General features: G+C 73.5%; 18 protein-coding genes. 8 read left to right on the top strand and 10 right to left on the bottom strand.

The window, feature by feature from the left end; translation table 11 throughout:
• Positions 1-129: 129 nt before the first annotated feature.
• On the bottom strand, positions 130-1515 hold the full coding sequence (locus O7633_RS27885) for a hypothetical protein (protein WP_282323395.1): 1386 nt from the start codon (positions 1513-1515) through the stop codon (positions 130-132).
• A 163-nt stretch (positions 1516-1678) separates the two neighbouring features.
• A complete protein-coding gene (locus O7633_RS27880; RefSeq protein WP_074473773.1) occupies positions 1679-2209 on the bottom strand; it encodes a hypothetical protein in 531 nt (176 codons plus the stop codon).
• Between the two features lie 458 nt (positions 2210-2667).
• Here O7633_RS27880 and O7633_RS27875 point away from each other — a divergent pair, with 458 nt between their 5' ends.
• Positions 2668-3555, top strand: a complete 888-nt coding sequence (locus O7633_RS27875) for an endonuclease/exonuclease/phosphatase family protein (RefSeq protein ID WP_282328663.1) — start codon at positions 2668-2670, stop codon at positions 3553-3555.
• A 110-nt stretch (positions 3556-3665) separates the two neighbouring features.
• On the opposite strand, the gene cimA is transcribed toward O7633_RS27875, so the two are convergent.
• Positions 3666-5249, bottom strand: coding sequence for a citramalate synthase (gene cimA / locus O7633_RS27870; RefSeq protein ID WP_282324522.1), 1584 nt, complete (start codon positions 5247-5249; stop codon positions 3666-3668).
• Positions 5250-5622: 373 nt separating this feature from the next.
• Here cimA and O7633_RS27865 point away from each other — a divergent pair, with 373 nt between their 5' ends.
• The 4 genes from O7633_RS27865 (at position 5623) to O7633_RS27850 (ending at position 8254) form a co-directional block, all read left to right on the top strand.
• Positions 5623-6195: a peroxiredoxin gene (locus O7633_RS27865; RefSeq protein WP_282324521.1), complete on the top strand. Its 573-nt coding sequence runs from the start codon at positions 5623-5625 to the stop codon at positions 6193-6195.
• Positions 6196-6197: 2 nt separating this feature from the next.
• Positions 6198-6728, top strand: coding sequence for a carboxymuconolactone decarboxylase family protein (locus O7633_RS27860; protein ID WP_178063759.1), 531 nt, complete (start codon positions 6198-6200; stop codon positions 6726-6728).
• A gap of 181 nt (positions 6729-6909) precedes the next feature.
• On the top strand, positions 6910-7368 hold the full coding sequence (locus tag O7633_RS27855; protein WP_074473770.1) for a hypothetical protein: 459 nt from the start codon (positions 6910-6912) through the stop codon (positions 7366-7368).
• A 145-nt stretch (positions 7369-7513) separates the two neighbouring features.
• Positions 7514-8254: a tyrosine-protein phosphatase gene (locus tag O7633_RS27850; RefSeq protein WP_282324520.1), complete on the top strand. Its 741-nt coding sequence runs from the start codon at positions 7514-7516 to the stop codon at positions 8252-8254.
• 81 nt (positions 8255-8335) lie between these two features.
• Here the strand turns inward: O7633_RS27850 and O7633_RS27845 are convergent, their stop codons facing one another.
• Both O7633_RS27845 and O7633_RS27840 read right to left on the bottom strand, forming a co-directional pair.
• Positions 8336-9430 (bottom strand): branched-chain amino acid aminotransferase, encoded by a 1095-nt coding sequence (locus tag O7633_RS27845; RefSeq protein ID WP_282324519.1) that lies wholly within the window; start codon positions 9428-9430, stop codon positions 8336-8338.
• Positions 9431-9606: 176 nt separating this feature from the next.
• Positions 9607-10638 (bottom strand): 3-isopropylmalate dehydrogenase, encoded by a 1032-nt coding sequence (locus tag O7633_RS27840; RefSeq protein WP_282324518.1) that lies wholly within the window; start codon positions 10636-10638, stop codon positions 9607-9609.
• Between the two features lie 225 nt (positions 10639-10863).
• Between O7633_RS27840 and O7633_RS27835 the strand changes: the two genes are divergently transcribed.
• Positions 10864-11739, top strand: a complete 876-nt coding sequence (locus O7633_RS27835; RefSeq protein ID WP_278132836.1) for an FAD:protein FMN transferase — start codon at positions 10864-10866, stop codon at positions 11737-11739.
• A 418-nt stretch (positions 11740-12157) separates the two neighbouring features.
• Entirely contained in the window at positions 12158-12514 is a 357-nt protein-coding gene (locus tag O7633_RS27830) for a hypothetical protein (RefSeq protein WP_176734805.1), read from the top strand.
• Positions 12515-12653: 139 nt separating this feature from the next.
• Here the strand turns inward: O7633_RS27830 and serA are convergent, their stop codons facing one another.
• The 5 genes from serA to O7633_RS27805 all read right to left on the bottom strand — a co-directional run bounded on the left by serA (position 12654) and on the right by O7633_RS27805 (position 20701).
• On the bottom strand, positions 12654-14252 hold the full coding sequence (gene serA / locus O7633_RS27825) for a phosphoglycerate dehydrogenase (protein WP_074473764.1): 1599 nt from the start codon (positions 14250-14252) through the stop codon (positions 12654-12656).
• 266 nt (positions 14253-14518) lie between these two features.
• Positions 14519-15532, bottom strand: coding sequence for a ketol-acid reductoisomerase (gene ilvC, locus O7633_RS27820; RefSeq protein WP_074473763.1), 1014 nt, complete (start codon positions 15530-15532; stop codon positions 14519-14521).
• Positions 15533-15600: 68 nt separating this feature from the next.
• On the bottom strand, positions 15601-16116 hold the full coding sequence (gene ilvN, locus O7633_RS27815; RefSeq protein ID WP_043962263.1) for an acetolactate synthase small subunit: 516 nt from the start codon (positions 16114-16116) through the stop codon (positions 15601-15603).
• Between the two features lie 61 nt (positions 16117-16177).
• Complete coding sequence (locus O7633_RS27810) at positions 16178-18055, bottom strand: acetolactate synthase large subunit (protein ID WP_282324517.1); 1878 nt, start codon at positions 18053-18055, stop codon at positions 16178-16180.
• Positions 18056-18250: 195 nt separating this feature from the next.
• On the bottom strand, positions 18251-20701 hold the full coding sequence (locus O7633_RS27805) for an EAL domain-containing protein (RefSeq protein ID WP_282324516.1): 2451 nt from the start codon (positions 20699-20701) through the stop codon (positions 18251-18253).
• Positions 20702-20812: 111 nt separating this feature from the next.
• Here O7633_RS27805 and ilvD point away from each other — a divergent pair, with 111 nt between their 5' ends.
• Positions 20813-22660: a dihydroxy-acid dehydratase gene (gene ilvD, locus O7633_RS27800; RefSeq protein ID WP_282324515.1), complete on the top strand. Its 1848-nt coding sequence runs from the start codon at positions 20813-20815 to the stop codon at positions 22658-22660.
• The last annotated feature ends 30 nt before the right edge of the window (positions 22661-22690 follow it).

The following is a 22690-nucleotide window of genomic DNA, read 5'->3' as shown; positions in this document are numbered from 1 at the left end:
GGCCGCGGGCGGCACGAGGGTGCCGGCCCCGTCACCGGGGCCGGCACCCCTCGTGTTTTGACCGTTCTGTGGGCAGGGTGGTCTGGCGGTGTGGTGTGGGTGTGTTCGTGGTGGTGTGGTTGAGGGCTGTCATTTGCCCTTGTGGACGGCGTTCTTGCGGATGACCGGATAGCGAGTGCGGCGTTTGCGGCGTCTTCCGGCAGGGCGTCCGGGTCCGGGGTGCCCGGGTTTCGCGTGTCCTGGTGGTTGCCAGGCGTTGCGCAGAGCGGGCGAAACCTGTCGGCGTGTCTGGCCGGGGGTCGGGGTTGTGGTGGTGGCGGGTTCCCAGGGCAGCCGGTGGTGGGTGATGTGGTTGCGGGCGCAGAACAGGTGCAGGTAGGCGTAGGCGTGCAGGCGGAGCCAGGTGGTCAGGGTGCCGGGCTGGCGGGGGTGGAAGTCCGGGGCCTGGGCGGTGGTTTTCAAGTAGCGGAAGTAGTGCTCGACGTCGAAGCGGGCCAGGTAGGTCATGACCAGGGTGAGCAGGTCGCGGCGGTGGCCGGAGTACCAGAGTGCGAGGTCGCCGGCGCGGCGGCTGGGGCGCAGGTGCTGGACCCGGGCGAGTAGCACGGTGCCCTCGACGATCGGGAGGGTACCCGGGTCGGTGAATCCGCGGCTGGCGCGGGTGAGTTTGGGGTGGACCTGATGCCAGGCCCGAACGGTGACGATGCCGTAGATGTCGAGTGGTCCGCTGACACCGGCGTCCGGGGTCAGGTCGGGTTCGCGTAGGGCCAGCCGGAACCCGTGCCGGCGGGGCCGGCCTCCGAGTGGGTGAGCGGCCCGGCGTTCGGGTCGGGTCCACATGGTCTGCGAGGTCGCCAGCCTGACCAGGACGTCCGCGGGAATCCCGCGCTCGCGCAGCAGATGGGTGATCCGGGCCGCGGGATAGCCGGAATCCAGCAGGAACAGCGACGGATCGGCCGGGCGGGCCCCGTCCTGGGCGCAGACCCGGGCGATGTGGTCCACGGTGACCTCCACCAGGTCGTCGCCGGAGGCGATCCGGTCGGTCAGGACCGGCACGACCCACGAGTCCGGGGTCAGCGTCAACCGGACGACGTGCTGATACCGCCACCCGGTCCTGATCAGCGCCGCGCCACGCGGGCCGCCCGGGGTGTACTGCGGCTGCCGGTCCGGGCTGGTGGCCGCGTTCGGCCGTGGCCACGCGGTGGTGTCGACGGCATACACCCGGGGCAGGCCGGACCGAGCGGCGATCCGACACGCCGCCCGCAACGCCCGGCCGGTGTCCACCTCACCGTCGCGCAACGCCCTGTACGCCGCGGCGTGCCCGGTGACGGCGCCCAGCGACAGATGCGCCGGACAGCCACACCGGCCCTGATCGGCGGCCAGCTCGTCGACCAGCGTGAACAACGTCCGTGACCGGGACACCAGGACGCCCTCGTACAACTCCCGCCGCCACGCATCCAACAAGATCCGGCCCAGCTCGCCGTCACCAGCACCAGTAGCCGTTACTCTCCTCATCGAGGACCCTGCCCATTGATGATCTTTGTGTGAGAACTCAGATCATGGACAGGGTCCTCCCCATTCCGCTAGACCTCGACCACCACAAATCCCCCCGATGGTCAAAACACGAGGGGTGCCGGCCCCGTCACCGGGGCCGGCACCCGCGCCGGGCGGTACAGGGTCAGGGAGTGAACACGGCCAGGTGGAACGGCCGGTCCGCGGGCGCGCCGGTGGAGTCGTACGTCTGCACGAAGACCCCGTTCGGCGTGGCCAGCCGCGGCGCGACCGAGATCTCGCCGGCCGGCGGGATGCAGCACGAGTCCGTGGTGCCGATGGTGGCCACGAAGGCGGCACTGGTCAGGCTGCGGTTGAAGATGACCTGGTACTGGCCGGGGCCGTACTTGGTCGCGGAGACGGCGTCCCGCGAGCGGAGCAGGGTGCCGGCGCTGCTGACGACGGCGAAGGACGTCGAGCCGTTGACGTAGGAGGGGCTCACCCCCTTCTTCATCGCCGCCTTGGCCGCGGCCGCCTCGGCCACCGTCGGCTGCGGCTGTCCGGACGGCGCGACGGCGCTTCCGCCCGGCTGCCCGGTCTGGGCCGCGGGCCGGGCCGCCGTGGTGGTCTGGGCGGCGGCGATCCCGCCGCCGGCCAGCGTCAGCACCAGCGCGCCGAACGTGACCGCGACCGCCCTACGGGAAATGATTCTTGCCATGACAGGTCCCCCTTGTTGACCGTGTCGACACGACCGGCCCGCGAAACAACGAGCCGGCTTTATCCGAGCCTGCCAGCACCGAAAAATGTCGCTGAAGCGACCACCGTCAAGCCGGCTGAAGAAGCATCCACACCCGCCTTGAGCAGCTATTACTCCCTGAGAATCGGGGCTGGAACCAGGTGGAAAGTAGCACCGGCCAAAGCGCGGGGTCAATGGCGGAAGGCGGCGTTTCAGACTGTTCCAGCCCGGCCCATAAATTGCGAAACATGAACGCTCGACAATTCACGATGCCCGCCGATCCGGCACGGGCGGCGTCGCCGGTCGCGCCCTGCCGCTACGGTGTCGACGTGCTCACCCACGCCGACGCCCCCGCCCGACCGGCCGCTCGCGCCGCCCGGATCCGGGCCTGGCTGTGCTGGCTCGCCGTCGCCCCCGGGCTGGTGTGGGCGGCGGTGCGCATGCCCGGCCTCGAACGGGGACCGGCGGTGCAGGCGGTCGCCTTCACCCCGTACGTCGCCGCCTGGACGCCCGTGCCGCTGCTGCTCGCGCTCGCCCTGCGGCGTCGCTGGCCGGCGGCGGTCGCGGCCCTGGTCGCGGCGGCGCTGATCGCCGTGGTCGTGCCCCGGGCCGTGCCGTCGACGCAGCCGCCGGCCGGCGGGCCGACGCTGCGGGTGCTCACCGCCAACCTGCTGGCCGGCGCCGCCGACGCCGGCACCGTCGTCGGGCTGGTGCGCGACCTGCGGGTCGACGTGCTGGCCGTGCAGGAGTTCACCCCGGGCGCGGCGGCCGAGCTGGACCGGCTCGGCCTGGCCGCCCTGCTGCCCCACCGGCAGCTCAACCCGCAGGTCGGCACCGTCGGCTCGGGGCTCTACGCCCGCTTCCCGATCGCCGGGGGCGGCATCCGGCAGCACCGCAGCGGCTGGGGCTTCACCCAGGCGTACGGGACGATCACCCCGCCCGGCGGGCCGCCGGTGCGGGTCGAGTCGGTCCACCCGTCGGCCCCGTACGCGCTGGACCAGGTCGGATTCTGGCGCGCCGACCTCGCGGCGCAGCCGCCGGCCACCCCCGACGCGGGGCTGTCGATCCTCGCCGGGGACTTCAACGCCACCCTCGACCACGCCCCGCTGCGCGACCTGCTCGCCACCGGGTACGTCGACGCGGCCGACGCCACCGGCACCGGGCTCGTCGGCACCTGGGGACCGTACGACGGCGACCCGATCCCGCCGGTGACGATCGACCACGTGCTGGCGGACCGGCGGATCGCCGTCCGGTCCGTGTCGGTGCACGCGGTGCCGGGCAGCGACCACCGCGCGGTCCTCGCCGAGCTGCGCCTGCCCGCCGCCTGAGCCGCCCCGCCGCCCCGCCCCGCGCCGCCCCGCCGCGCGCCGCGCCGCGCCGCCTGCGGTGGTGAGAAGGGGACCCTTCTCTACCGCAGGCGTTAACAGGGGGCCCTTCCTTACACGCGGGCGCGGTCCAGGCCGTAGGTGAGGGCGTCGACGAGGGCGTGCCAGGACGCCTCGACGACGTTGGGGTGCACGCCGACCGTGGTCCAGTCGCGGCCCGCCCCGTCGGCGGTCTCCACCAGCACCCGGGTCACCGCGCCGGTGCCGTGGCTGCCCTCCAGGATGCGCACCTTGTAGTCGGCCAGCTCGAAGTCGCGCAGCTCCGGGTAGTGCCGGGACAGGCCGACCCGCAGCGCCTCGTCGAGGGCGTTGACCGGGCCGTTGCCCTCGGCCGTGGCGATCAGCCGCTCGCCGCGTACCCGGATCTTGACGGTGGCCTCGGAGACCACCGAGCCGTCCTCCCGGTGCTCGACCAGCACCCGGTAGGACTCCAGGGCGAACGGCCGGGCCGGGGCGGCGTCGGGCAGCTCGGAGCGGACCAGCAGCTCGAACGAGGCGTCGGCGGCCTCGAAGGACCAGCCGCCGGCCTCCAGCTCCTTGACCCGCCTGGTCACGCGGGACAGGGTCTCCGGATGGCCGGCCAGGTCCAGGCCCAGCTCGCGGCTCTTCAGCTCGACGCTGGCCCGGCCGGCCATCTCGGTGACCAGGATCCGCATGTCGTTGCCCACCACGGTCGGGTCGACGTGGTTGTAGAGCAGCGGATCCACCTTGATCGCGCTCGCGTGCAGCCCCGCCTTGTGGGCGAAGGCGGCGGCCCCGGCGTACGCCTGGTGGGTGTCGGGGGCGATGTTGGCGATCTCGGCGATGGCGTGGGAGACCCGCACCATCTGCTCCAGGCAGCCCTCCGGTAGGACCGGCAGCCCGAGCTTGAGCTGGAGGTTGGCGGCGACGGCGAAGATGTCGGCGTTGCCGGGGCGCTCGCCGTAGCCGTTGGCGGTGCCCTGCACGTGCCGGACGCCGGCCTCGACGGCGGCGATGGTGTTGGCCACCGCGCAGGCGGTGTCGTTCTGGGCGTGCATGCCCAGGCGGGCGGGGTCGACCCCGGTGCGGGCGGTCAGGTCGGCGATCGCCGCGCTCACGTGGGACGGCAGCATGCCGCCGTTGGTGTCGCAGAGCACCATCACCTCGGCCCCGGCGGCCAGGGCGGTCTGCACGACCTCCGCGCCGTACGCGGGGTCGTTGCGGTAGCCGTCGAAGAAGTGCTCGCCGTCGACGAAGACCCGCCTCCCCTCGGCGACGAGGTGGCGCACCGTGTCCCGGATCATCGCCAGGTTCTCCTGCGCGGTGGTGCGCAGCGCCCGCTCGACGTGCCGCAGGTCGGCCTTGGCGACCAGCGCGACGGCCGGGGTCTGCGCGTCGAGCAGCGCCCGCACCTGCGGGTCGTCGGCGACGGCGACGCCGGCCTTGCGGGTGGCCCCGAACGCCACGAGCAGGGCATGTTTCAGGTCGAGTTCGGTGCGGGCCCGGCGGAAGAACTCGGTGTCCTTGGGCACCGCGCCCGGCCAGCCGCCCTCGATGAAGCCCACCCCGAACTCGTCGAGCAGCCGGGCCACGGCGAGCTTGTCGACGACCGAGTAGGTGAGCCCCTCGCGCTGGGCGCCGTCGCGCAGCGTCGTGTCGTACAGCTGGAACGTCATGGGGAGTCCTTTCGGGCACGGACGGGACGGGGTGCGGTGGCGGAGGGGGGACCAACAAAAAGACCCCCCGCGGATGCGGGAGGTCTGCGCGCTCGGCGAGTCGGTTGCCGGGCGCGCTAGCTGCCAATAATGGCGACGGTGCTGGTCACGGTCGCCACTCTGCCACCCGCACCCGGGTTTCGGGAGGAACAATCCACATACCGGGACAGTCACGGAGGGTTGCATACCGCAGGGCGGGCCCCACCCGGGGCGGAACGCGCCGTCGGTGATCGACTTCACAAGTCATCCGGCCGCTATCGAGCCGAAACACCGCTGCGGCAGTATCTGGAACCGATCAAGTTACCGGCCCCGTGCCGCTGTCAAGGAGGACCCCGTGCTCACTGTCGGTGACCGCTTTCCCGAGTACGAGCTGACCGCCTGCGTCTCGCTGGACGCCGACCGGGCGTTCGAGTCGATCAACCACAAGTCGTACGAGGGCAAGTGGCGGGTGGTCTTCTTCTGGCCGAAGGACTTCACGTTCATCTGCCCGACGGAGATCGCCGAGTTCGGCCGGCTCAACGGCGAGTTCGCCGACCGGGACGCCCAGGTGCTCGGCGTGTCGGTGGACAACGAGTTCGTCCACTACGCCTGGCGCAAGGACCACCCCGACCTGCGTGAGCTGCCGTTCCCGATGCTCAGCGACATCAAGCGCGAGCTGACCGACGCCTGCGGCGTGCTCGGCGCCGACGGCGTGGCCCAGCGGGCCACCTTCATCGTCGACCCGGACAACGAGATCCAGTTCGCCATGGTGACCGCCGGCTCCGTCGGCCGCAACGTCTCCGAGGTGCTGCGCGTGCTCGACGCCCTCCAGACCGACGAGCTGTGCCCGTGCAACTGGAACAAGGGTGGCGACACCCTCGACGCCACCAAGCTGCTCGCCGGGGCCGGGGCCGGGGTCGGGGCCTGACGATGGGCCTCGACGCGATCAAGGCGGCCCTGCCCGAGTACGCCAAGGACATCAAGCTCAACCTGGGCTCCACCGTCGGCGCCTCCACGCTCAAGCCGGAGCAGGCGTGGGGCACGGCGCTGGCCTGCGCCGTCGCCGCCCGCAACCCGGTCGTGCTGCGGGAGATCGCCGCCGAGGCGGCCGGCCACCTCACCGCCGAGGCGGTCGAGGCCGCCAAGGGCGCCGCGACGATCATGGCGATGAACAACGTCTACTACCGGGCCAAGCACCTCATCGGCGACGAGAACTACGCGTCGATGCCGGCTCGGCTGCGGATGCAGATCATCGCGCGGCCGGGCGTGGAGAAGGGCGACTTCGAGCTGTGGTGCCTCGCCGTGTCGGCGATCACCGGCTGCGGGGTCTGCCTGGAGTCGCACGAGAAGACCCTGCGCGCCGCCGGGTTCACCCGGGAGCAGGTGCACGAGGGGCTGCGCATCGCCGCCGTCGTGCACGCCGCCGCCGTGGCCCTCGACGCGCAGGCCGCGCTCGCCTGAGCCGTACGCCCGGGACACCCGCCGGCGCCGCACCCCGCGGCCCGGCGGGTGTCCGCGTGTAGGCGGCCCGGCGAGGGGCCGGCGTGTAGGCGGCCCGGGGCCCGGGTAGGTGGTCGTTCGGGGACGACCCCGCCGAGACGATCCCTCCGAGACGACCACGACGGTCGGGGCAGGAGCACCCATGGACAGGCTCGACCCGCACGCCGCCACCGGCACGCCCGACCCGATGCGGCACGGCGACCAGGGCGCGATCGCCGGCGGCGCCCCCGCCGGGGCGTTCGACCCGTGGAGCTACCGCGACCGGCCCTCGGTCGCCGACGCCGACCTCGTCGGCTACCACGTCGAGGCCACCGACGGCGGCATCGGCAAGATCGACAGCGCGAGCCACGAGGTCGGCGGCAGCTACCTGGTGGTCGACACCGGCCCCTGGATCTTCGGCAGGAAGGTCATGCTGCCCGCCGGCACGGTCAACCACGTCGACCACGACGCCCGCACCGTGCACGTCGACCGGGAGCGCGACCAGATCAAGGCCGCCCCGGAATACGACGAGGACAGCCACGGCGACCCGGCGTTCCGCGACCGGCTCGGCGGCTACTACGACGAGAGCTACGGCAACCTGCCCCCGGGCACGGCCCGCTGAGCCGCCGCCCGCCGTGGTGGCGGTGCCGGTGCGGCGCTCGCCACGCCGGCCACCGCTCGCCGCGCCCGGCGGCGCTCATTGCGACGGCCACCGCCCGCCGTGACGGCCGGTGGGGTTCCGACCCACCGGCCGTTACCGTGTCAGCGTGGACGCGACCGAGGACAAGCGCAGGATCCCCTTCACCGCCCTGTTCAACTTCCGCGACGTCGGCGGCTACCCGGCCGGCGACGGGCGCACGGTCCTCTGGGGCCGGCTCTACCGCTCCGACTCCCCGCACCGCATCGACGGCCCCGACCGGGACGCGTTCGTCGCCCTCGGCGTGCGCACCGTGATCGACCTGCGCCGCCCGACCGAGGTGGCCCGGGACGGCCGGGTGCCGGAGCTGCCCGGGCTCGCCTACCGGCACATCCACCCGGAGCACGCCGACTGGGCGGAGGCCCAGTACGAGCCCGGGGCCAGCCTCGCCCGCTTCCTCGCCGACCGGTACGCCGACCTCGCCGGCACCGGCGCGGCCGGGCTCGCCGAGGCGGTCGGGCTGATCGCCGACAGCGCCGCCGAGCCGGTCGTCGTGCACTGCGTGGCCGGCAAGGACCGCACCGGCATCGTCTGCGCGCTGACCCTGTCGGCGCTGGGCGTGAGCGACGCCGACATCGCCGCCGACTACGCGCTGAGCACCGAGGCGTCGCAGCGGTTCAGCGCCTGGGTGGCCGCCACGATGCCGGACGCCCGGGAGCTGCCGGCGCCCTATCTGGCCTCGCCCGCCGAGGCGATGACGCTGTTCCTGGCCGAGCTGCGGGAGGGGCACGGCTCGGCGGAGGGCTACCTGCGGCACGCCGGCGTCACCGACGCCCAGCTCGCCGCGCTCCGCGCGCACCTGCTGACCTGAGCCGCACCACCCCCGCTCCGGCGGGAGTGAGAAGGGGCCCCTTCTCTACGCCAGGCGTTAAGAAGGGGCCCTTCCTTGCACCTACAGGCGGGTGACCCAGCCGTGCGGGTCGGCGGCCCGGCCGCGCTGGATGTCGACCAGCCGCTGCTGCAACGCCGTGGTCACCGGGCCCTGCCCGCCGTCGGCGACGGCGAACTCGCCGTCGGGGTACTTGACCCGGCCGATCGGCGTGATCACGGCCGCCGTGCCGCAGGCGAACGCCTCGCGCAGCCGGCCGCTGGCCGCGTCGGCCTGCCAGTCGGCGAAGCTGAGCGGCCGCTCCTCGACGCGGTGGCCGGCCTCGGCGGCCAGGGTGAGCAGCGCGTCCCGGGTGATGCCGGGCAGGATGGTGCCGGTCAGCGGCGGGGTGACGAGGGTGTCGTCGTCGTAGACGAAGAACACGTTCATCCCGCCCAGCTCGTCGACGTAGCGGCGCTCCACCGCGTCGAGGAAGACGACCTGGTCGCAGCCGGCCTCGATCGCCTCGGCCTGGGCGGCGAGCGAGGCGGCGTAGTTGCCGCCGCACTTGGCCGCGCCGGTGCCGCCGGGGGCGGCGCGGGTGTAGTCCGGCGAGACCCAGACCGTGACCGGCTTGACCCCGCCCGAGAAGTACGACCCGGCCGGGGAGGCGATCACCACGTAGAGGTATTCGTTGGACGGCCGGACGCCGAGGAAGACCTCGCTGGCGATCATGAACGGGCGGAGGTAGAGGCTGCTCCCGTCGCCCTCTGGGATCCAGTCCCGGTCGATGTCGACGAGCTGGCGCAGCGAGTCGACGAACAGCTCCGGCGGCAGCTCCGGCATCGCCATCCGGCGGGCCGAGTCGACGAACCGGGCGGCGTTGGCCTCCGGCCGGAACATGGTGATCGACCCGTCGGCGAGCCGGTACGCCTTCAGCCCCTCGAAGATCTCCTGCGCGTAGTGGAGCACGGCGGAGGCCGGGTCCATCGGGATGGGCCCGCGCGCCTCGACCCGGGCGTCGTACCAGCCCTTGCCCTCGGCGTAGCGGATCGTGACCATGTGGTCGGTGAAGACGCGGCCGAACCCCGGGGCCGCGAGCAGGGCCGCCCGTTCGACGGCGGATACCGGCGTGGGATTCGGACGGATCTCGAAGTCGAGCATGTCACCACCGCTCATCGCGCGTGCCTCCCTGGGGAACGACGGCGCGCGGGACCGCACGCCGGGGAAAAGTGCTGCCAGAAACCTACCCCGAACGCTCGTTCAGCGGGTAGCGCCAACCGACGGGCGGTGGCCTCCGACAGGGTGCCGGCGGTGCCGGCCGGTCACCGGGTGCTCGCGACGGCCCCGGCGGCTCAGGCCACCGCGTAGCCGGCGAGCCGGTCGCCTACCTCGGCGGTGCGCAGCGGTACGCCGGCCGTGCGGTTGGCCAGCTCCGTGCCGACGGCGGCGGTGACCCGGGCGGCGGCCTCGGCGTGCCCGAGCTGGTCGAGCAGCAGGGCGGCGGAGAGCACGGCGGCGACCGGGTCGGCGACGCCCTGGCCGGCGATGTCCGGCGCGGAGCCGTGCACCGGCTCGAACATCGACGGGTACGCCCCGGACGGGTTGATGCAGCCGCTGGCGGCCAGCCCGATCCCGCCGGTGACGGCGGCGGCGATGTCGGTGAGGATGTCGCCGAAGAGGTTGTCGGTGACCACCACGTCGTAGCGCTGGGGCTGGGTGACGAGGAACATCGCGGCGGCGTCGACGTGCTGGTACTCCGTGGCGACGTCGGGGTGCTCGGCGGCCACGGCCTCGAAGGCGCGGGCCCACAGCGACCCGGCGTGGGTCAGCACGTTGGTCTTGTGCACCAGGGTCACCTTGCGCCGCTCGCGGCGCGCCGCCCGGGCGAACGCGTCGCGGATGACCCGCTCCACGCCGTGCCGGGTGTTCAGGCTCTCCTCGGTGGCGACCTCGGCCGGGGTGTCCCGGTGCAGGGAGCCGCCCGCGCCGGCGTAGAGCCCCTCGGTGCCCTCGCGGACCACGACCAGGTCGACCTCGCCGGGCTTGACGCTGGCCAGCGGGCCGGCCACGCCCGGCCACAGCCGGGAGGGGCGCAGGTTGACGTACTGGTCGAAGGCGAAGCGGAGCTTGAGCAGCAGTCCCCGCTCCAGCACGCCCGGCGGGACCGTCGGGTCGCCGACCGCGCCGAGCAGGATGGCGTCGTGCCCGGCCAGCTCGGTCAGCACCGACTCCGGCAGCACCTCGCCGGTGCGGTGGTAGCGGGCCGCGCCGAGGTCGTAGGCGGTGGTCTCCACCCCGGGGAGCACCGCGTCGACGACCTTGAGGGCCTGCGCGACCACCTCGGGTCCGATCCCGTCACCGGCCACCACCGCGATGCGTGCCACGTCCTCAGCTCCCTCGCCTCGTCGTCTCCGCCCAACGGTACGACCCCGTCCCGCCTCCCGGTACGAGCCTTCCACAATTCGGGAAAGCGGAATGCACAGCAGGCTCCCAGGTGAGATTCATGATGCGGTCAACTTCCCTGCCTAGGGTGGGTGGCGAACGGGTCCCCGGGGCCCGGACGGGTGGTCGCCGCGGTGCCGCGGCACCGTCAGCGAAGGAGCGGCAGGATGCGCATCGACGAGCAGCCCCGGCACCGCTGGGTCGACGAACAGCCGCGCACCCGCTGGGTCGACCAGTCGGCCTTCGCCAGCCGCCGCCCCGACCTGCGGCTGGGCGCCCGCAGCCACCGCCTCGACCCCGCCGGTGGCGCCGCCGTCGACCGGATCGCCGTGCAGCACACCGTCCGGACCGGCGCCGCCGAATACTCGCTGCTGCTCAACGCCCCGAGCTGGCTGGGCCGGCGCGGGGTCGGCGAGGCGCTGGCCGACGCCGTCGCCGAGCTGCGCGCCGTCGACCTCACCTACAGCCCGACCCGCCCCGACAGCCTGGTCTCCCGGCTGCGCCGGGGAGAGATCAGCCCCGAGTCGTACGCGCCGCTGACCGACCTGGTCGACCGGTGCGCCGCGATGCGAGCGGCCACCGACGGCTGGTTCGACGCGTGGGCGGTGCCCGGCGGCTTCGACCCGGGCGGCCTGCTCGGCGGCTGGGCGGTGGAGCGGGCCGCGGCCCGGCTGCGCGCCGCCGGCATCCACGACTACGCCGTGGTCGCCGGCGCCGACCTCGTCGTCCGCGGCCACGCCCCGCACGGCGGCCCGTGGCGGGTGGCGGTGCACCACCCGACCGACCCCCGGCGCGCCCCGCTGGCGCTGGAGATGACGGCCGGTGCGGTGGGGACCTCCGGGGTGACCGGCCGGCGGGGACACGTGGTCGACCCGCACACCGGGGAGCCGGCCGACCAGCTCGACGCGGCCACCGTGATCGGCCCGGACCTGGCCGTGGCCGACGCCTACGCCACCGCGCTCTACGCCGCCGGCCCGGCGGGGCTGGCCTGGTTCCGCAACGGATCGGACTACCGGGCGCTGTTCGCCCACCGCCGGCGCTGAGCCGGCCTCGACGCCGGCCTCGACGCCGGGCCCGCCGCCGGGTGAACCGGCACGACCCACCGGTCGCGGGGCCGCCGCCACCCGCGCCGGCCGGCTTTCGCATCCCGGCCGCCGGGTGGTCGGCGATCGGCCCCCACGGTCTCGGCAACGACCGTGGGGGCCGATCAGCGACGAGTGCGCGTGGCTCGCGCAATCGAGGGGTGCGGGACCGGCCGGGCCCGAGGTCAGACCACGCCACCCGAAGACGGGCCGACGACCGAACTCAGCCAGTGACCGCACGAGTACGCTAGCGAATCGACGCAACTCGACGCAAGAGTCTCCACAGCGGACCGTCCAGGAGGGACGTTCGGAACTTTCCCCGTTCACCTGCGGTGGGGTCGCGGTGACTTCCCGGGCCCAAGATGGCACGCTGTCCGCCGTGAGTTTCGATCTGAGCGTGTGGGCCCTCCCGGACGGGGCCACGCCCGCGGACGTGCGGGCAGCGGTGCAACGGTGCCGGCAGGGGCAGCACGGCGAACGTTACCCGGACCCGCGGGTCGTCGCCTTCTACCGGGCGATCACGGCCAGCTATCCCGACCGGCCGGCCGGCCCGGGTTCACCGTGGGAGGTCGTGCCGCTGCACGCGGCGAACGACCACATCGAGATGAACCTCAACCCCGCCTGCGAGGACCAGGTGCTGCTCGACATCGAGCGGCTGGCCGGCGAGTACGACCTGATGCTCTTCGACTACCAGGACGGCTCGGTCTATCCGCCGCCCGCCCGCACCCGGCGCTGACCCGTCCGCTCCCGTCCGCCCACCCGAACGACACGACACGATCCGACGCCGTCCGACACGACGCGGGGCCCGGCCGATCCGGCCGGGCCCCGCGGTCGTCCCAGGTGGACCGTGCGCGACGGTCCACGGTGGACGGAGCCTACTCGTCGCGCAGGTCCGCGGCGCTCGCCGCGGTCGCGCCGATCGAGTCGGCCGCCGAGGTGAGCAGGTCGGCGCCGAGGGCCTGGTCGACCGTGAGGGTCATCAGGGTCTCGCCGCCGGCCTCCCGGCGGGCCACCTGCATCGCGGCGATGTTGATGCCGGCCTCGCCGAGCAGGGTGCCGACGGTGCCGACCACGCCCGGGCGGTCCACGTAGCGCAGGAAGAGCAGGATGCCCTCCGCGCCGATCTCCACGTCGAAGCCGTCCACCTCGGTCAGCTTCAGCACGTCGCGGGCGCCCGCCGCGGCGACCGTGCCGGACACGCTGACCGTGCGGCCGTCGGGCAGCGCGCCGCGGACCGTCACCAGGGTCGGGTGGTCGGTCGTCTCGGCCTGGCTGGCCAGGTTGACCTCGACGCCCCGCTCGGCGGCCAGGTGCGGCGCGTTGACGTAGGTGACCTGCTCCTCGACCACCGAGCTGAACAGCCCCTTGGTCGCGGCGAGCTTGAGCACCGACACGTCGTGGGCGACGGCCGCGCCGCGCACCTCGACGGTGACGCTGGCGGCCACCCCGCCGGCCACGGCGGTGAACGCCCGGCCCAGCTTCTCGGCCAGCGGCAGCAGCGGGCGGATGTCCTCGGCGACGACGCCGCCGGCCTGGACGTTGACCGCGTCCGGCACGAACTCGCCCTGGAGGGCCAGCTTCACGCTCTTGGCCACGGCGAGGCCGGCCTTGTCCTGCGCCTCGGCGGTGGACGCGCCCAGGTGCGGGGTGGCCACCACGTTGTCGAAGGCGAACAGCGGCGAGGAGGTGCACGGCTCCTTGGCGTACACGTCGACGCCCGCGCCGCCGACGCGGCCCTCGGCGATCGCGTCGGCGAGGGCCTGCTCGTCGACCAGCCCGCCCCGGGCGGCGTTGACGATCCGCACGCCCGGCTTGACGATCGACAGCTCCTTCTCGCCGATCAGGCCCACGGTCTCCGGGGTCTTCGGCAGGTGGATCGAGATGAAGTCGCTCTCCCGCAGCAGCTCCTCCAGCCCGACCAGGCGCACGCCGAGCTGGGCGGCGCGGGCCGGCTGGATGTAGGGGTCGTACGCGATCAGCCGGGTGCCGAACGCGGCCATCCGGGACGCGAAGAGCACCCCGATGCGGCCGAGGCCGACGACGCCCACGGTCTTGCCCTGCACCTCGACGCCGGTGTACTTGGACCGCTTCCACTCGCCGGCCTTGAGCGCGGCGCTGGCGCTGGCGGTGTTGCGGGCCACGGCGAGCAGCAGCGCGACGGCCTGCTCGGCGGCGGAGACGATGTTGGAGGTGGGGGCGTTGACGACCATGACGCCCCGCGCGGTGGCGGCCGGCACCTCGACGTTGTCCAGGCCGACACCGGCCCGGGCGACCACCTTCAGCCGCGGGGCGGCGGCGATCGCCTCGGCGTCGATCTGCGTGGCGCTGCGCACGATCACCGCGTCGGCCTCGGAGAGCGCGGAGAGCAGGGCCGGGCGGTCGGTGCCGTCGACGTGACGGACGTCGAAGTCGTGGGCGAGCACCTCGATGGCGGCGGGGGCGAGTTCTTCGGCGATCAGTACGACAGGATTCATCGGTCCTCGTAGAGGTCGTTTGGCGGTCGGCCGGGGCGACGGGGCGCCGCGCTGCGCCCTGCGCTGGTTCGTGCCATGGCCGTCAGGTGCCGGCTACGCACCTACCCGCGATCGTAGGGCGCGGGCCGCCCGGCGTGCCCCGGACGCTGGGGTGAGTGCCCTCACAAACCAGACATGTCAGGGGTGTTAAGACCGGGTGAAATGACACGGCGACCCGCCCGACGCCGGGGAGAGCGTCGGGCGGGTCGCCGCCGTGCGGACGGTGCTCAGGCGGTCTCGGTGATCGGCCGGTCGACCCAGCTCATCATCGACCGCAGCTTCTGGCCGGTCGCCTCGATCGGGTGCGCCGCGCCCTCGGCCCGCCACTTGGCGAAGTTGGGGCGGCCGTTGTCGTCCTCGGCGATCCACTCGCGGGCGAACTCGCCCGACTGCACCTCGGAGAGGATCTTGCGCATCTCCTCCTTGACCCGGGCGTCGACGACGCGCGGGCCGCGGGACAGGTCGCCGTACTCGGCGGTGTCGGAGACGCTGTAGCGCATCCGGGCGATGCCGCCCTCGTACATCAGGTCGACGATCAGCTTCAGCTCGTGCAGGCACTCGAAGTAGGCGATCTCCGGGGCGTAGCCCGCCTCGGTGAGCACCTCGAAGCCGGTCTGCACCAGCGCCGCCGCGCCGCCGCAGAGGACCGCCTGCTCGCCGAACAGGTCGGTCTCCGTCTCCTCCTTGAAGGTGGTCCTGATCGCGCCCGCCCGGGTGCCGCCGATGCCCTTGGCGTACGCCAGGGCCAGGGCGAACGCGGTGCCGCTGGCGTCCTGCTCGACGGCGACGAGGCAGGGCACGCCCTTGCCGTCGACGTACTGGCGGCGGACCAGGTGACCCGGGCCCTTCGGGGCGACCATCGCCACGTCCACGTCGGCCGGGGGCTTGATCAGGTCGTACCGGATGTTGAAGCCGTGGCCGAAGAAGAGCGCCTTGCCGGGGGCCAGGTTCGGGGCGATCGCCTCGGTGTAGAGGCCGCGCTGCGCGGTGTCCGGGGCCAGGATCATGATCACGTCGGCCTCGGCCGCGGCCTCCGCCGGGGTGAGCACCCGCAGGCCCTGCTCCTCGGCCTTGGGCCGGCTCTTCGAGCCCGCCGGCAGGCCGATCACCACGTCGACGCCGGAGTCGCGCAGCGACAGCGCGTGGGCGTGGCCCTGGCTGCCGTACCCGATCACCGCGACCTTCTTGGCCTGGATCAGGCCGAGGTCGGCATCGTCGTCGTAGTACACCTCAACGCTCATTGACTTCCCTTTCGTACGGCGGCCCGGGTGTGGCCCGTCGTGGCTTGTGCGGTCGGTGGTGCGGGGGATCAGGCGGCCCGCAGGGCCGGGCCCGCGGTGATCGAGCGCGAGCCGCGCCCGATCGCCACCGTCCCGGACTGGACCATCTCCTTGATCCCGTACGGTTCGAGGTCGCGCAGCAGCGCGTCCAGCTTGTCGGGGGTGCCGGTGGCCTCGATCGTCAGCGTGTCGGGCGCGACGTCGACGACCCGGGCGCGGAACAGGTTGACCGTCTCCAGCACCTGGCTTCGTGCCGCGCGGTCGGCGCGGACCTTGACCAGCAGCAGCTCCCGGGCGACCGAGACCTGCGGGTCCAGCTCGACGATCTTGAGCACGTTGACCAGCTTGTTGAGCTGCTTGGTGACCTGCTCCAGCGGGGACGACTCGGCGTTGACCACGATGGTGATCCGCGAGACGTCCGGGTTCTCGGTCTCGCCGACGGCGAGGCTGTCGATGTTGAAGCCGCGCCGGGAGAACAGCCCGGAGACCCGGGCCAGGACGCCCGGCTTGTTCTCCACCAGCACGGAAAGCGTGTGCATCGTCATGGCAGTGCCTCTCTCGTCATGCCCTCATGGCCCTCGCTGCGCTCGGTGCATTCGGTCATGACTAGATGTCGTCCTCGTCGAAGGCCGGGCGGACGCCGCGGGCGAACATGATCTCGTCGTTGCTGGTGCCGGCGGCGACCATCGGCCACACCATCGCGTCCTTGCCGACCACGAAGTCGATCACGACGGGGGCGTCGTTGATCGCCATCGCCGCCTCGATGGTCTTGTCGACGTCGGCGGCGTTCTCGCAGCGCAGGCCGACGCAGCCGAGGGCCTCGCCGAGCTTGACGAAGTCGGGGATGCGGTGCTTGTGGGTGCCCAGCTCGGTGTTGGAGTAGCGCTCGTTGTAGAAGAGCGTCTGCCACTGCCGGACCATGCCGAGGTTGCCGTTGTTGATCACGGCGATCTTGACCGGGATGCCCTCCAGCGCGCAGGTGGCCAGCTCCTGGTTGGTCATCTGGAAGCAGCCGTCGCCGTCGATCGCCCAGACCACCGTGTCCGGCCGGCCCACCTTGGCGCCCATCGCGGCCGGGACCGCGTAGCCCATCGTGCCGAGGCCGCCGGAGTTGAGCCAGGTGCCCGGCTTCTCGTACGAGATGAACTGCGACGCCCACATCTGGTGCTGGCCGACGCCCGCCACGTAGACGGCGTCCGGGCCGGCGATCTTGCCCAGCCGCTCGATCACGTACTGCGGGGAGAGGGTGCCGTCGGCCGGCTCCTCGTAGCCCAGCGGGTAGCGCTCGCGCAGGTCGTCGAGCTGGGTCCACCAGTCGCCCAGGTCGGCCGGCCGCCCGGCGGCCCGCTCGGTGGTGACCGCCGCGATCAGCTCCTCGATCACGTGCTTCGCGTCGCCGACGATCGGCACGTCCGCGTGCCGGTTCTTGCCGATCTCGGCCGGGTCGATGTCGGCGTGCACGACCGTCGCGTCCGGGGCGAAGGAGTCCAGCTTGCCGGTCACCCGGTCGTCGAACCGGGCCCCCAGCGCCACGATCAGGTCGGCCTTCTGGAGGCCGTAGACGGCCGCCACGGTGCCGTGCATGCCGGGCATGCCCAGGTGCTGCCGGTGCGAGTCGGGGAACGCCCCGAGCGCCATCAGCGTGGTCACCACCGGGATGCCGGTCAGCTCCGCCAGCCGGCGCAGCGCCTCGGTGGCCCCGGCCTTGAGCACGCCGCCGCCGACGTAGAGCACCGGCCGGCGGGCGCTCGTCATCAGCCGGGCCGCCTCGCGGATCTGCTTGCCGTGCGGGTGCAGCGTCGGCCGGTAGCCGGGCAGGTCCAGCGTCGGCGGCCAGGAGAACGTGGTCTGCGCCTGGAGGACGTCCTTCGGGATGTCGACCAGCACCGGGCCGGGGCGGCCCGTCGAGGCCAGGTGGAACGCCTCGGCGAGCACCCGCGGGATCTCCTCGGCCGTCTGGACCAGGAAGTTGTGCTTGGTGATCGGCAGGGTGATGCCCTGGATGTCCGCCTCCTGGAAGGCGTCCGTGCCGATCGACGGCCGCGCGACCTGGCCGGTGATCGCCACCATCGGCACCGAGTCCATGTACGCGTCGGCGATCGGGGTGACCAGGTTCGTCGCGCCCGGGCCGGAGGTGGCCATGCAGACGCCGACCCGGCCGGTGGCCTGGGCGTAGCCGGTGGCGGCGTGGCCGGCGCCCTGCTCGTGCCGGACCAGGATGTGCCGCACCGTGGAGTCGTAGAGCGGGTCGTACGCCGGCAGGATCGCCCCACCCGGGATGCCGAAGACGACGTCGACGCCGAGCGCCTCCAGGGACCGCACGAGGGAACCGGCCCCGGAGAGCTGGACCGGCTCGGGCTGCCGTACGGCCGGGGTGGCCGGGGCGGCGGCGCGGCCGTTCGGCGCGGCGTCGGTCGCGGGCTCGGCGCCGGCGCGGGCCCGGCGGGCGGAGTGGGCGAGTGTCTCTGGCGTGGGTCTCGTCATTGCGGTTCAGGCCTTCGGCTGGAGTGGCTGGTGCTCTGCGGGCGTGCGACGCGGGCGGGTGCCCGCCCCGATGCGATGGGGGTCCGATGGCAATAAAAACGGCCCTCGTGCAGACATGCACGGGGCCAGCGCACTCTCGACGACGGAGAGTGCGCTCAGGTAAGTACTCGCGGAGACCGGTTCGACGACATGCGGTCAAGCCTGCCGCATCTCACGCGATGAGTCAACTGATCCCACATTTTGGTTAACGGATGTCGGCGCGTCCTGCCCCGACGCGCCGCCCGCACCCCCCGCGAGCTGCGCGGACCCGTCCCAGTCGGCCCGTGGGGCGGGCCCCTCCCAGTCCGCGCGTTGGGCGGGCAGCCGCGCCGGCCGCACCGGGGCCGGCGGCCCGGCCGGGGCCGCCGGGGCCGGCACCGGGGAACGGCGCGCCCCGGACGACGTCGCCGCCTCCAGCATCGCCTCCAGGTGCTCGGCCGGCACCCCCCAGCCGAAGAGCGCGCCCTGGCCGAACCGGCAGCCGGCGGCGACCACGGCGGCCAGCTCGGTGGGGTTGGTCACCCCCTCGGCGATCACCTCCAGCCCGAGCTGGTGCCCCAGGCGCATCACGATGTCCACCATCGGGGCGAAGGGCGGGCCGTCCGCGCCGGCCGGGCGGACCGGCTCGTGCTCGGCCACCAGCCCGTGATCGATCTTGAGGATGTCGATCGGCAGCCGGCGGAGCTGGCCGAGTGACGAATATCCCGCGCCGAAGTCGTCGAGGGCGATCCGGACGCCGGTGCGCCGCAGCGCGGTCAGCCGCCGGATCAGCTCGTCGAGGTCGGTGGCGACGGCGTGCTCGGTGACCTCCAGCACCAGCCGCTGCGGCGGCACGTGGTGGGCGCGCAGCGCGTCGGCGACCTGCACCACGTATTCCGGGGCGTGCAGTTCCCGGGGCGAGACGTTCACCGACACCCAGACGTCGTGCCCGTCGGCCAGCCAGCGGGAGAGCTGGTAGCACGCCTGGTGCAGCACCCACGCGCCGAGCTTGGCGATCATCCCGCACTCCTCGGCCAGCGGGATGAACTCGTCCGGGCGCACGTGGCCCAGCTCCGGGTGGTGCCAGCGCAGCAGCGCCTCCGCCCCCACCGGGCGCACCGAGGGCAGCGACGCCACCGGCTGGAACACCAGCCGCAGCTCGTCGCGCTCGATCGCGCCGCGCAGCTCGTGCTCCACCGTCGTGCGGCGGCGCAAGAGCTTGTCGTACGCGCCGTCGTAGTGCTCGATCCGGTTCTTGCCGCGCTGCTTGGCGTAGCGCAGGGCCAGGTCGGCGTGACGCAGCAGCAGCTCCGTGTCCGGCTCGTCGGGCAGCCCGGCCACCCCGATGCTCACCGACAGGAAGACCGGCCCGCCCGGCTGGTCGTAAGGGTCGCCGAGCACCCCGAGCAGCCGCTCGGCGACCCGCCCCGCCTCGGCCGGGCGGCCCGGCACGAGCACCGCGAACTCGTCGCCGCCGAGCCGGGCGGCCAGGTCGTCGGGGCGCAGGTTGCCGCGCAGCCGCCGGCCCACCTCCGCCAGCACCTCGTCGCCCACGTCGTGCCCGCGCATGTCGTTGACGTTCTTGAAGCCGTCCAGGTCCAGCCCGAGCAGCACGCACGGGTCGCCGGAGCCGGTCGCCTGGTGCAGGGCGCGCAGCAGCCCCCGCCGGTTGGCCAGGCCGGTCAGCGGGTCGGTGTGCGCCAGCTCGCGGAAGTGCGCCTCCCGCTCGGCCAGCCGGCCCGCGTAGCGGCGCACGTCGTGCAGGGCCAGGTATTGCCGGGCCACCAGCGCGAAGCCCTCCAGGCTGCCGGCGACGATGCCCAGCGCGTCGAACCGGCCGCCCTGGAGCAGGTGGTACATCGCGGAGGCGGCCATCGCGCCCATCGGCACGAAGGCGTACGCGCCGTCGGAGCCGATCAGGTCGACGTCGAGCTGCCCCGGCGGGTCGGCCCGGCGCACGACCAGCGCGGCGGTCAGCAGCCCCGCCGCCAGCAGCGCGGCGCCCGCCAGCACCATGCCCGGCACGGCCTGGCAGAGCCCGCCGGCGATGCCGAGCCCGCCGGAGGTCACCGCCGTGATCCCGGTGCCGAGCAGGGCCAGCCGGCGGCGGGGCCGGGCGGCCCGCAGGAGCACGATCAGGGTGAGCCCGGCGGTGAGCGCCACGCTGACGGTGGCCAGCAGGATCGGCGCGCAGGCCATCGGCGTGGCCGCGCCGAGCAGCCGGGTCGGCTCGGAGAAGAGCACCCAGCCCACGAACCAGAGGGCGGTGGCCATCGTCACGCTGTCGAGGACCAGGCGGGCCGTCGCCGCGCGGGTCGTCCCCGCGCCGGGCAGCCGCAGCAGGCCCGCGCCGAAGGCGAGCGCGCTCGCCGCGACCCCGGCGGAGACCAGGGTGGCCCAGCCGGTGCGCTGCCCCTGGCGGTGGGCCAGGTGCTCGCCGGTCAGCGCCACGGCCAGCCCGACCGCGAGGCCGGCCACCGCGAAGCCCCCCGCCACGGCGACCAGCCCGGCGGCCCGCCCGCACCGACGGCCGGAGCGCCGGGCGGAGACGACCAACAGGGCGGTCGCGCCGACGGCGACCAGCCCGCTCAGCACCACGACGGCGATCAGGCCCGGGGGGAAGTGCACGCTCCCAACTGTGCCGGATGCCCGGTGTCCATGGGGGGCCGGGTGTGCAACTGTTGGGACACGGGGCCGCGCCCCGGCGGTTGCCCCTCCGGCGGTGCAAGACTGGTAGCCATGCCTGAGCTGCGGTCGAGGACCTCCACCCACGGTCGGACGATGGCCGGCGCCCGGGCCCTCTGGCGGGCCACCGGGATGACCGACGACGACTTCGGCAAGCCGATCGTCGCCATCGCCAATAGTTTCACCCAGTTCGTCCCCGGCCACGTACACCTCAAGGACCTCGGCGGCCTCGTCGCCGACGCGGTCGCGGAGGCCGGCGGGGTCGGCCGCGAGTTCAACACCATCGCCGTGGACGACGGCATCGCCATGGGCCACGGCGGCATGCTCTACTCGCTGCCCAGCCGCGAGCTGATCGCCGACGCGGTGGAATACATGGTCAACGCGCACTGCGCCGACGCCCTGGTCTGCATCTCCAACTGCGACAAGATCACCCCCGGCATGCTGCTGGCCGCGCTGCGGCTCGACATCCCCACCGTCTTCGTCTCCGGCGGCCCGATGGAGGCCGGCAAGACCGTGGCGATCGAGGGCGTCGTCCACTCCAAGATCGACCTGATCGACGCGATGATCGCCTCGTCCAACGAGGCGGTCACCGACGACCAGCTCGGCGAGATCGAGCGGTCCGCCTGCCCGACCTGCGGCTCCTGCTCCGGCATGTTCACCGCCAACTCGATGAACTGCCTCACCGAGGCCATCGGCCTGGCCCTGCCCGGCAACGGCTCGACGCTGGCCACCCACGCCGCCCGGCGGTCGCTGTTCGTCGAGGCCGGGCGCACCGTCGTGGAGATCGCCAAGCGGTGGTACGACGGCGACGACTCCTCCGTGCTGCCCCGGCAGATCGCCAACCGGGCCGCGTTCGAGAACGCCATCGCCCTCGACGTGGCCATGGGCGGGTCCACCAACACGATCCTGCACCTGCTCGCCGCCGCGCGGGAGGCCGAGCTCGACTTCTCCGTCGCCGACATCGACGCCGTCTCCCGCCGGGTGCCCTGCCTGGCCAAGGTCGCGCCGAACTCCCCGAACTACCACATGGAGGACGTGCACCGCGCCGGCGGCATCCCCGCCATCCTCGGCGAGCTGGACCGCGCCGGGCTGCTGCACCGCGACGTGCACGCCGTGCACTCCCCCACCCTCGCGCAGTGGCTCGCCGACTGGGACGTCCGCGGCGGCTCCGCCACCCCCGAGGCGATCGAGCTGTTCCACGCCGCCCCGGGCGGGGTGCGCACCACCGAGCCGTTCTCGACCACCAACCGCTGGTCGACGCTGGACACCGACGCGGCCGGCGGCTGCGTGCGCGACCGCGAGCACGCGTACAGCGCCGACGGCGGGCTGGCCATCCTGCACGGCAACCTCGCCCCGGACGGGTGCGTGGTGAAGACCGCCGGCGTGCCCGAGGAGTGCCTGACCTTCCGCGGCCCGGCCAAGGTCTACGAGTCGCAGGACGACGCCGTCACGGCCATCCTGGCCAAGGAGATCGTCGCCGGCGACGTGGTGGTGATCCGCTACGAGGGCCCCAAGGGCGGGCCCGGCATGCAGGAGATGCTCTACCCCACCTCGTTCCTCAAGGGGCGCGGGCTGGGCCGCTCCTGCGCGCTGCTCACCGACGGCCGGTTCTCCGGCGGCACCTCCGGGCTGTCCATCGGGCACGTCTCCCCCGAGGCGGCCTCCGGCGGCCTCATCGCCCTGGTCGAGCCCGGCGACGAGATCGTCATCGACATCCCGGGCCGGTCCATCGAGCTGAACGTGCCCGACGACGTGCTGGAGGCGCGGCGCATCGCGCAGGAGAAGCGCCCCAGGCCGTACACGCCGGCCGACCGGCAGCGCCCGGTGTCGGCGGCGCTGCGCGCGTACGCGTCGATGGCCACGTCCGCCAGCGACGGCGCATACCGCCGCGTGCCGGAGTAGAAGGAGGGGCCCCTTGTTAACGCCTGGCGT

Origin of the sequence: Micromonospora sp. WMMD712, from assembly GCF_029581295.1 — a bacterium.
GTDB lineage: Bacteria > Actinomycetota > Actinomycetes > Mycobacteriales > Micromonosporaceae > Micromonospora > Micromonospora carbonacea.
Note: the sequence above shows the minus strand (reverse complement) of the source record. Positions and strands in the feature narration are given on the sequence as shown.

Bases quoted from the DNA above. Each gene is read 5' to 3' on its own strand.
- O7633_RS27845 (WP_282324519.1), bottom strand. From the start codon at position 9,430: ATGAGCGGTGGTGACATGCTCGACTTCGAGATCCGTCCGAATCCCACG.
- ilvD (WP_282324515.1), top strand. From the start codon at position 20,813: ATGCCTGAGCTGCGGTCGAGGACCTCCACCCACGGTCGGACGATGGCC.
- O7633_RS27885 (WP_282323395.1), bottom strand. From the start codon at position 1,515: ATGAGGAGAGTAACGGCTACTGGTGCTGGTGACGGCGAGCTGGGCCGG.
- O7633_RS27860 (WP_178063759.1), top strand. From the start codon at position 6,198: ATGGGCCTCGACGCGATCAAGGCGGCCCTGCCCGAGTACGCCAAGGAC.
- O7633_RS27810 (WP_282324517.1), bottom strand. From the start codon at position 18,055: ATGACGAGACCCACGCCAGAGACACTCGCCCACTCCGCCCGCCGGGCC.
- O7633_RS27835 (WP_278132836.1), top strand. From the start codon at position 10,864: ATGCGCATCGACGAGCAGCCCCGGCACCGCTGGGTCGACGAACAGCCG.
- ilvN (WP_043962263.1), bottom strand. From the start codon at position 16,116: ATGACGATGCACACGCTTTCCGTGCTGGTGGAGAACAAGCCGGGCGTC.
- ilvC (WP_074473763.1), bottom strand. From the start codon at position 15,532: ATGAGCGTTGAGGTGTACTACGACGACGATGCCGACCTCGGCCTGATC.
- serA (WP_074473764.1), bottom strand. From the start codon at position 14,252: ATGAATCCTGTCGTACTGATCGCCGAAGAACTCGCCCCCGCCGCCATC.
- O7633_RS27875 (WP_282328663.1), top strand. From the start codon at position 2,668: ATGCCCGGCCTCGAACGGGGACCGGCGGTGCAGGCGGTCGCCTTCACC.
- cimA (WP_282324522.1), bottom strand. From the start codon at position 5,249: ATGACGTTCCAGCTGTACGACACGACGCTGCGCGACGGCGCCCAGCGC.
- O7633_RS27855 (WP_074473770.1), top strand. From the start codon at position 6,910: ATGGACAGGCTCGACCCGCACGCCGCCACCGGCACGCCCGACCCGATG.
- O7633_RS27880 (WP_074473773.1), bottom strand. From the start codon at position 2,209: ATGGCAAGAATCATTTCCCGTAGGGCGGTCGCGGTCACGTTCGGCGCG.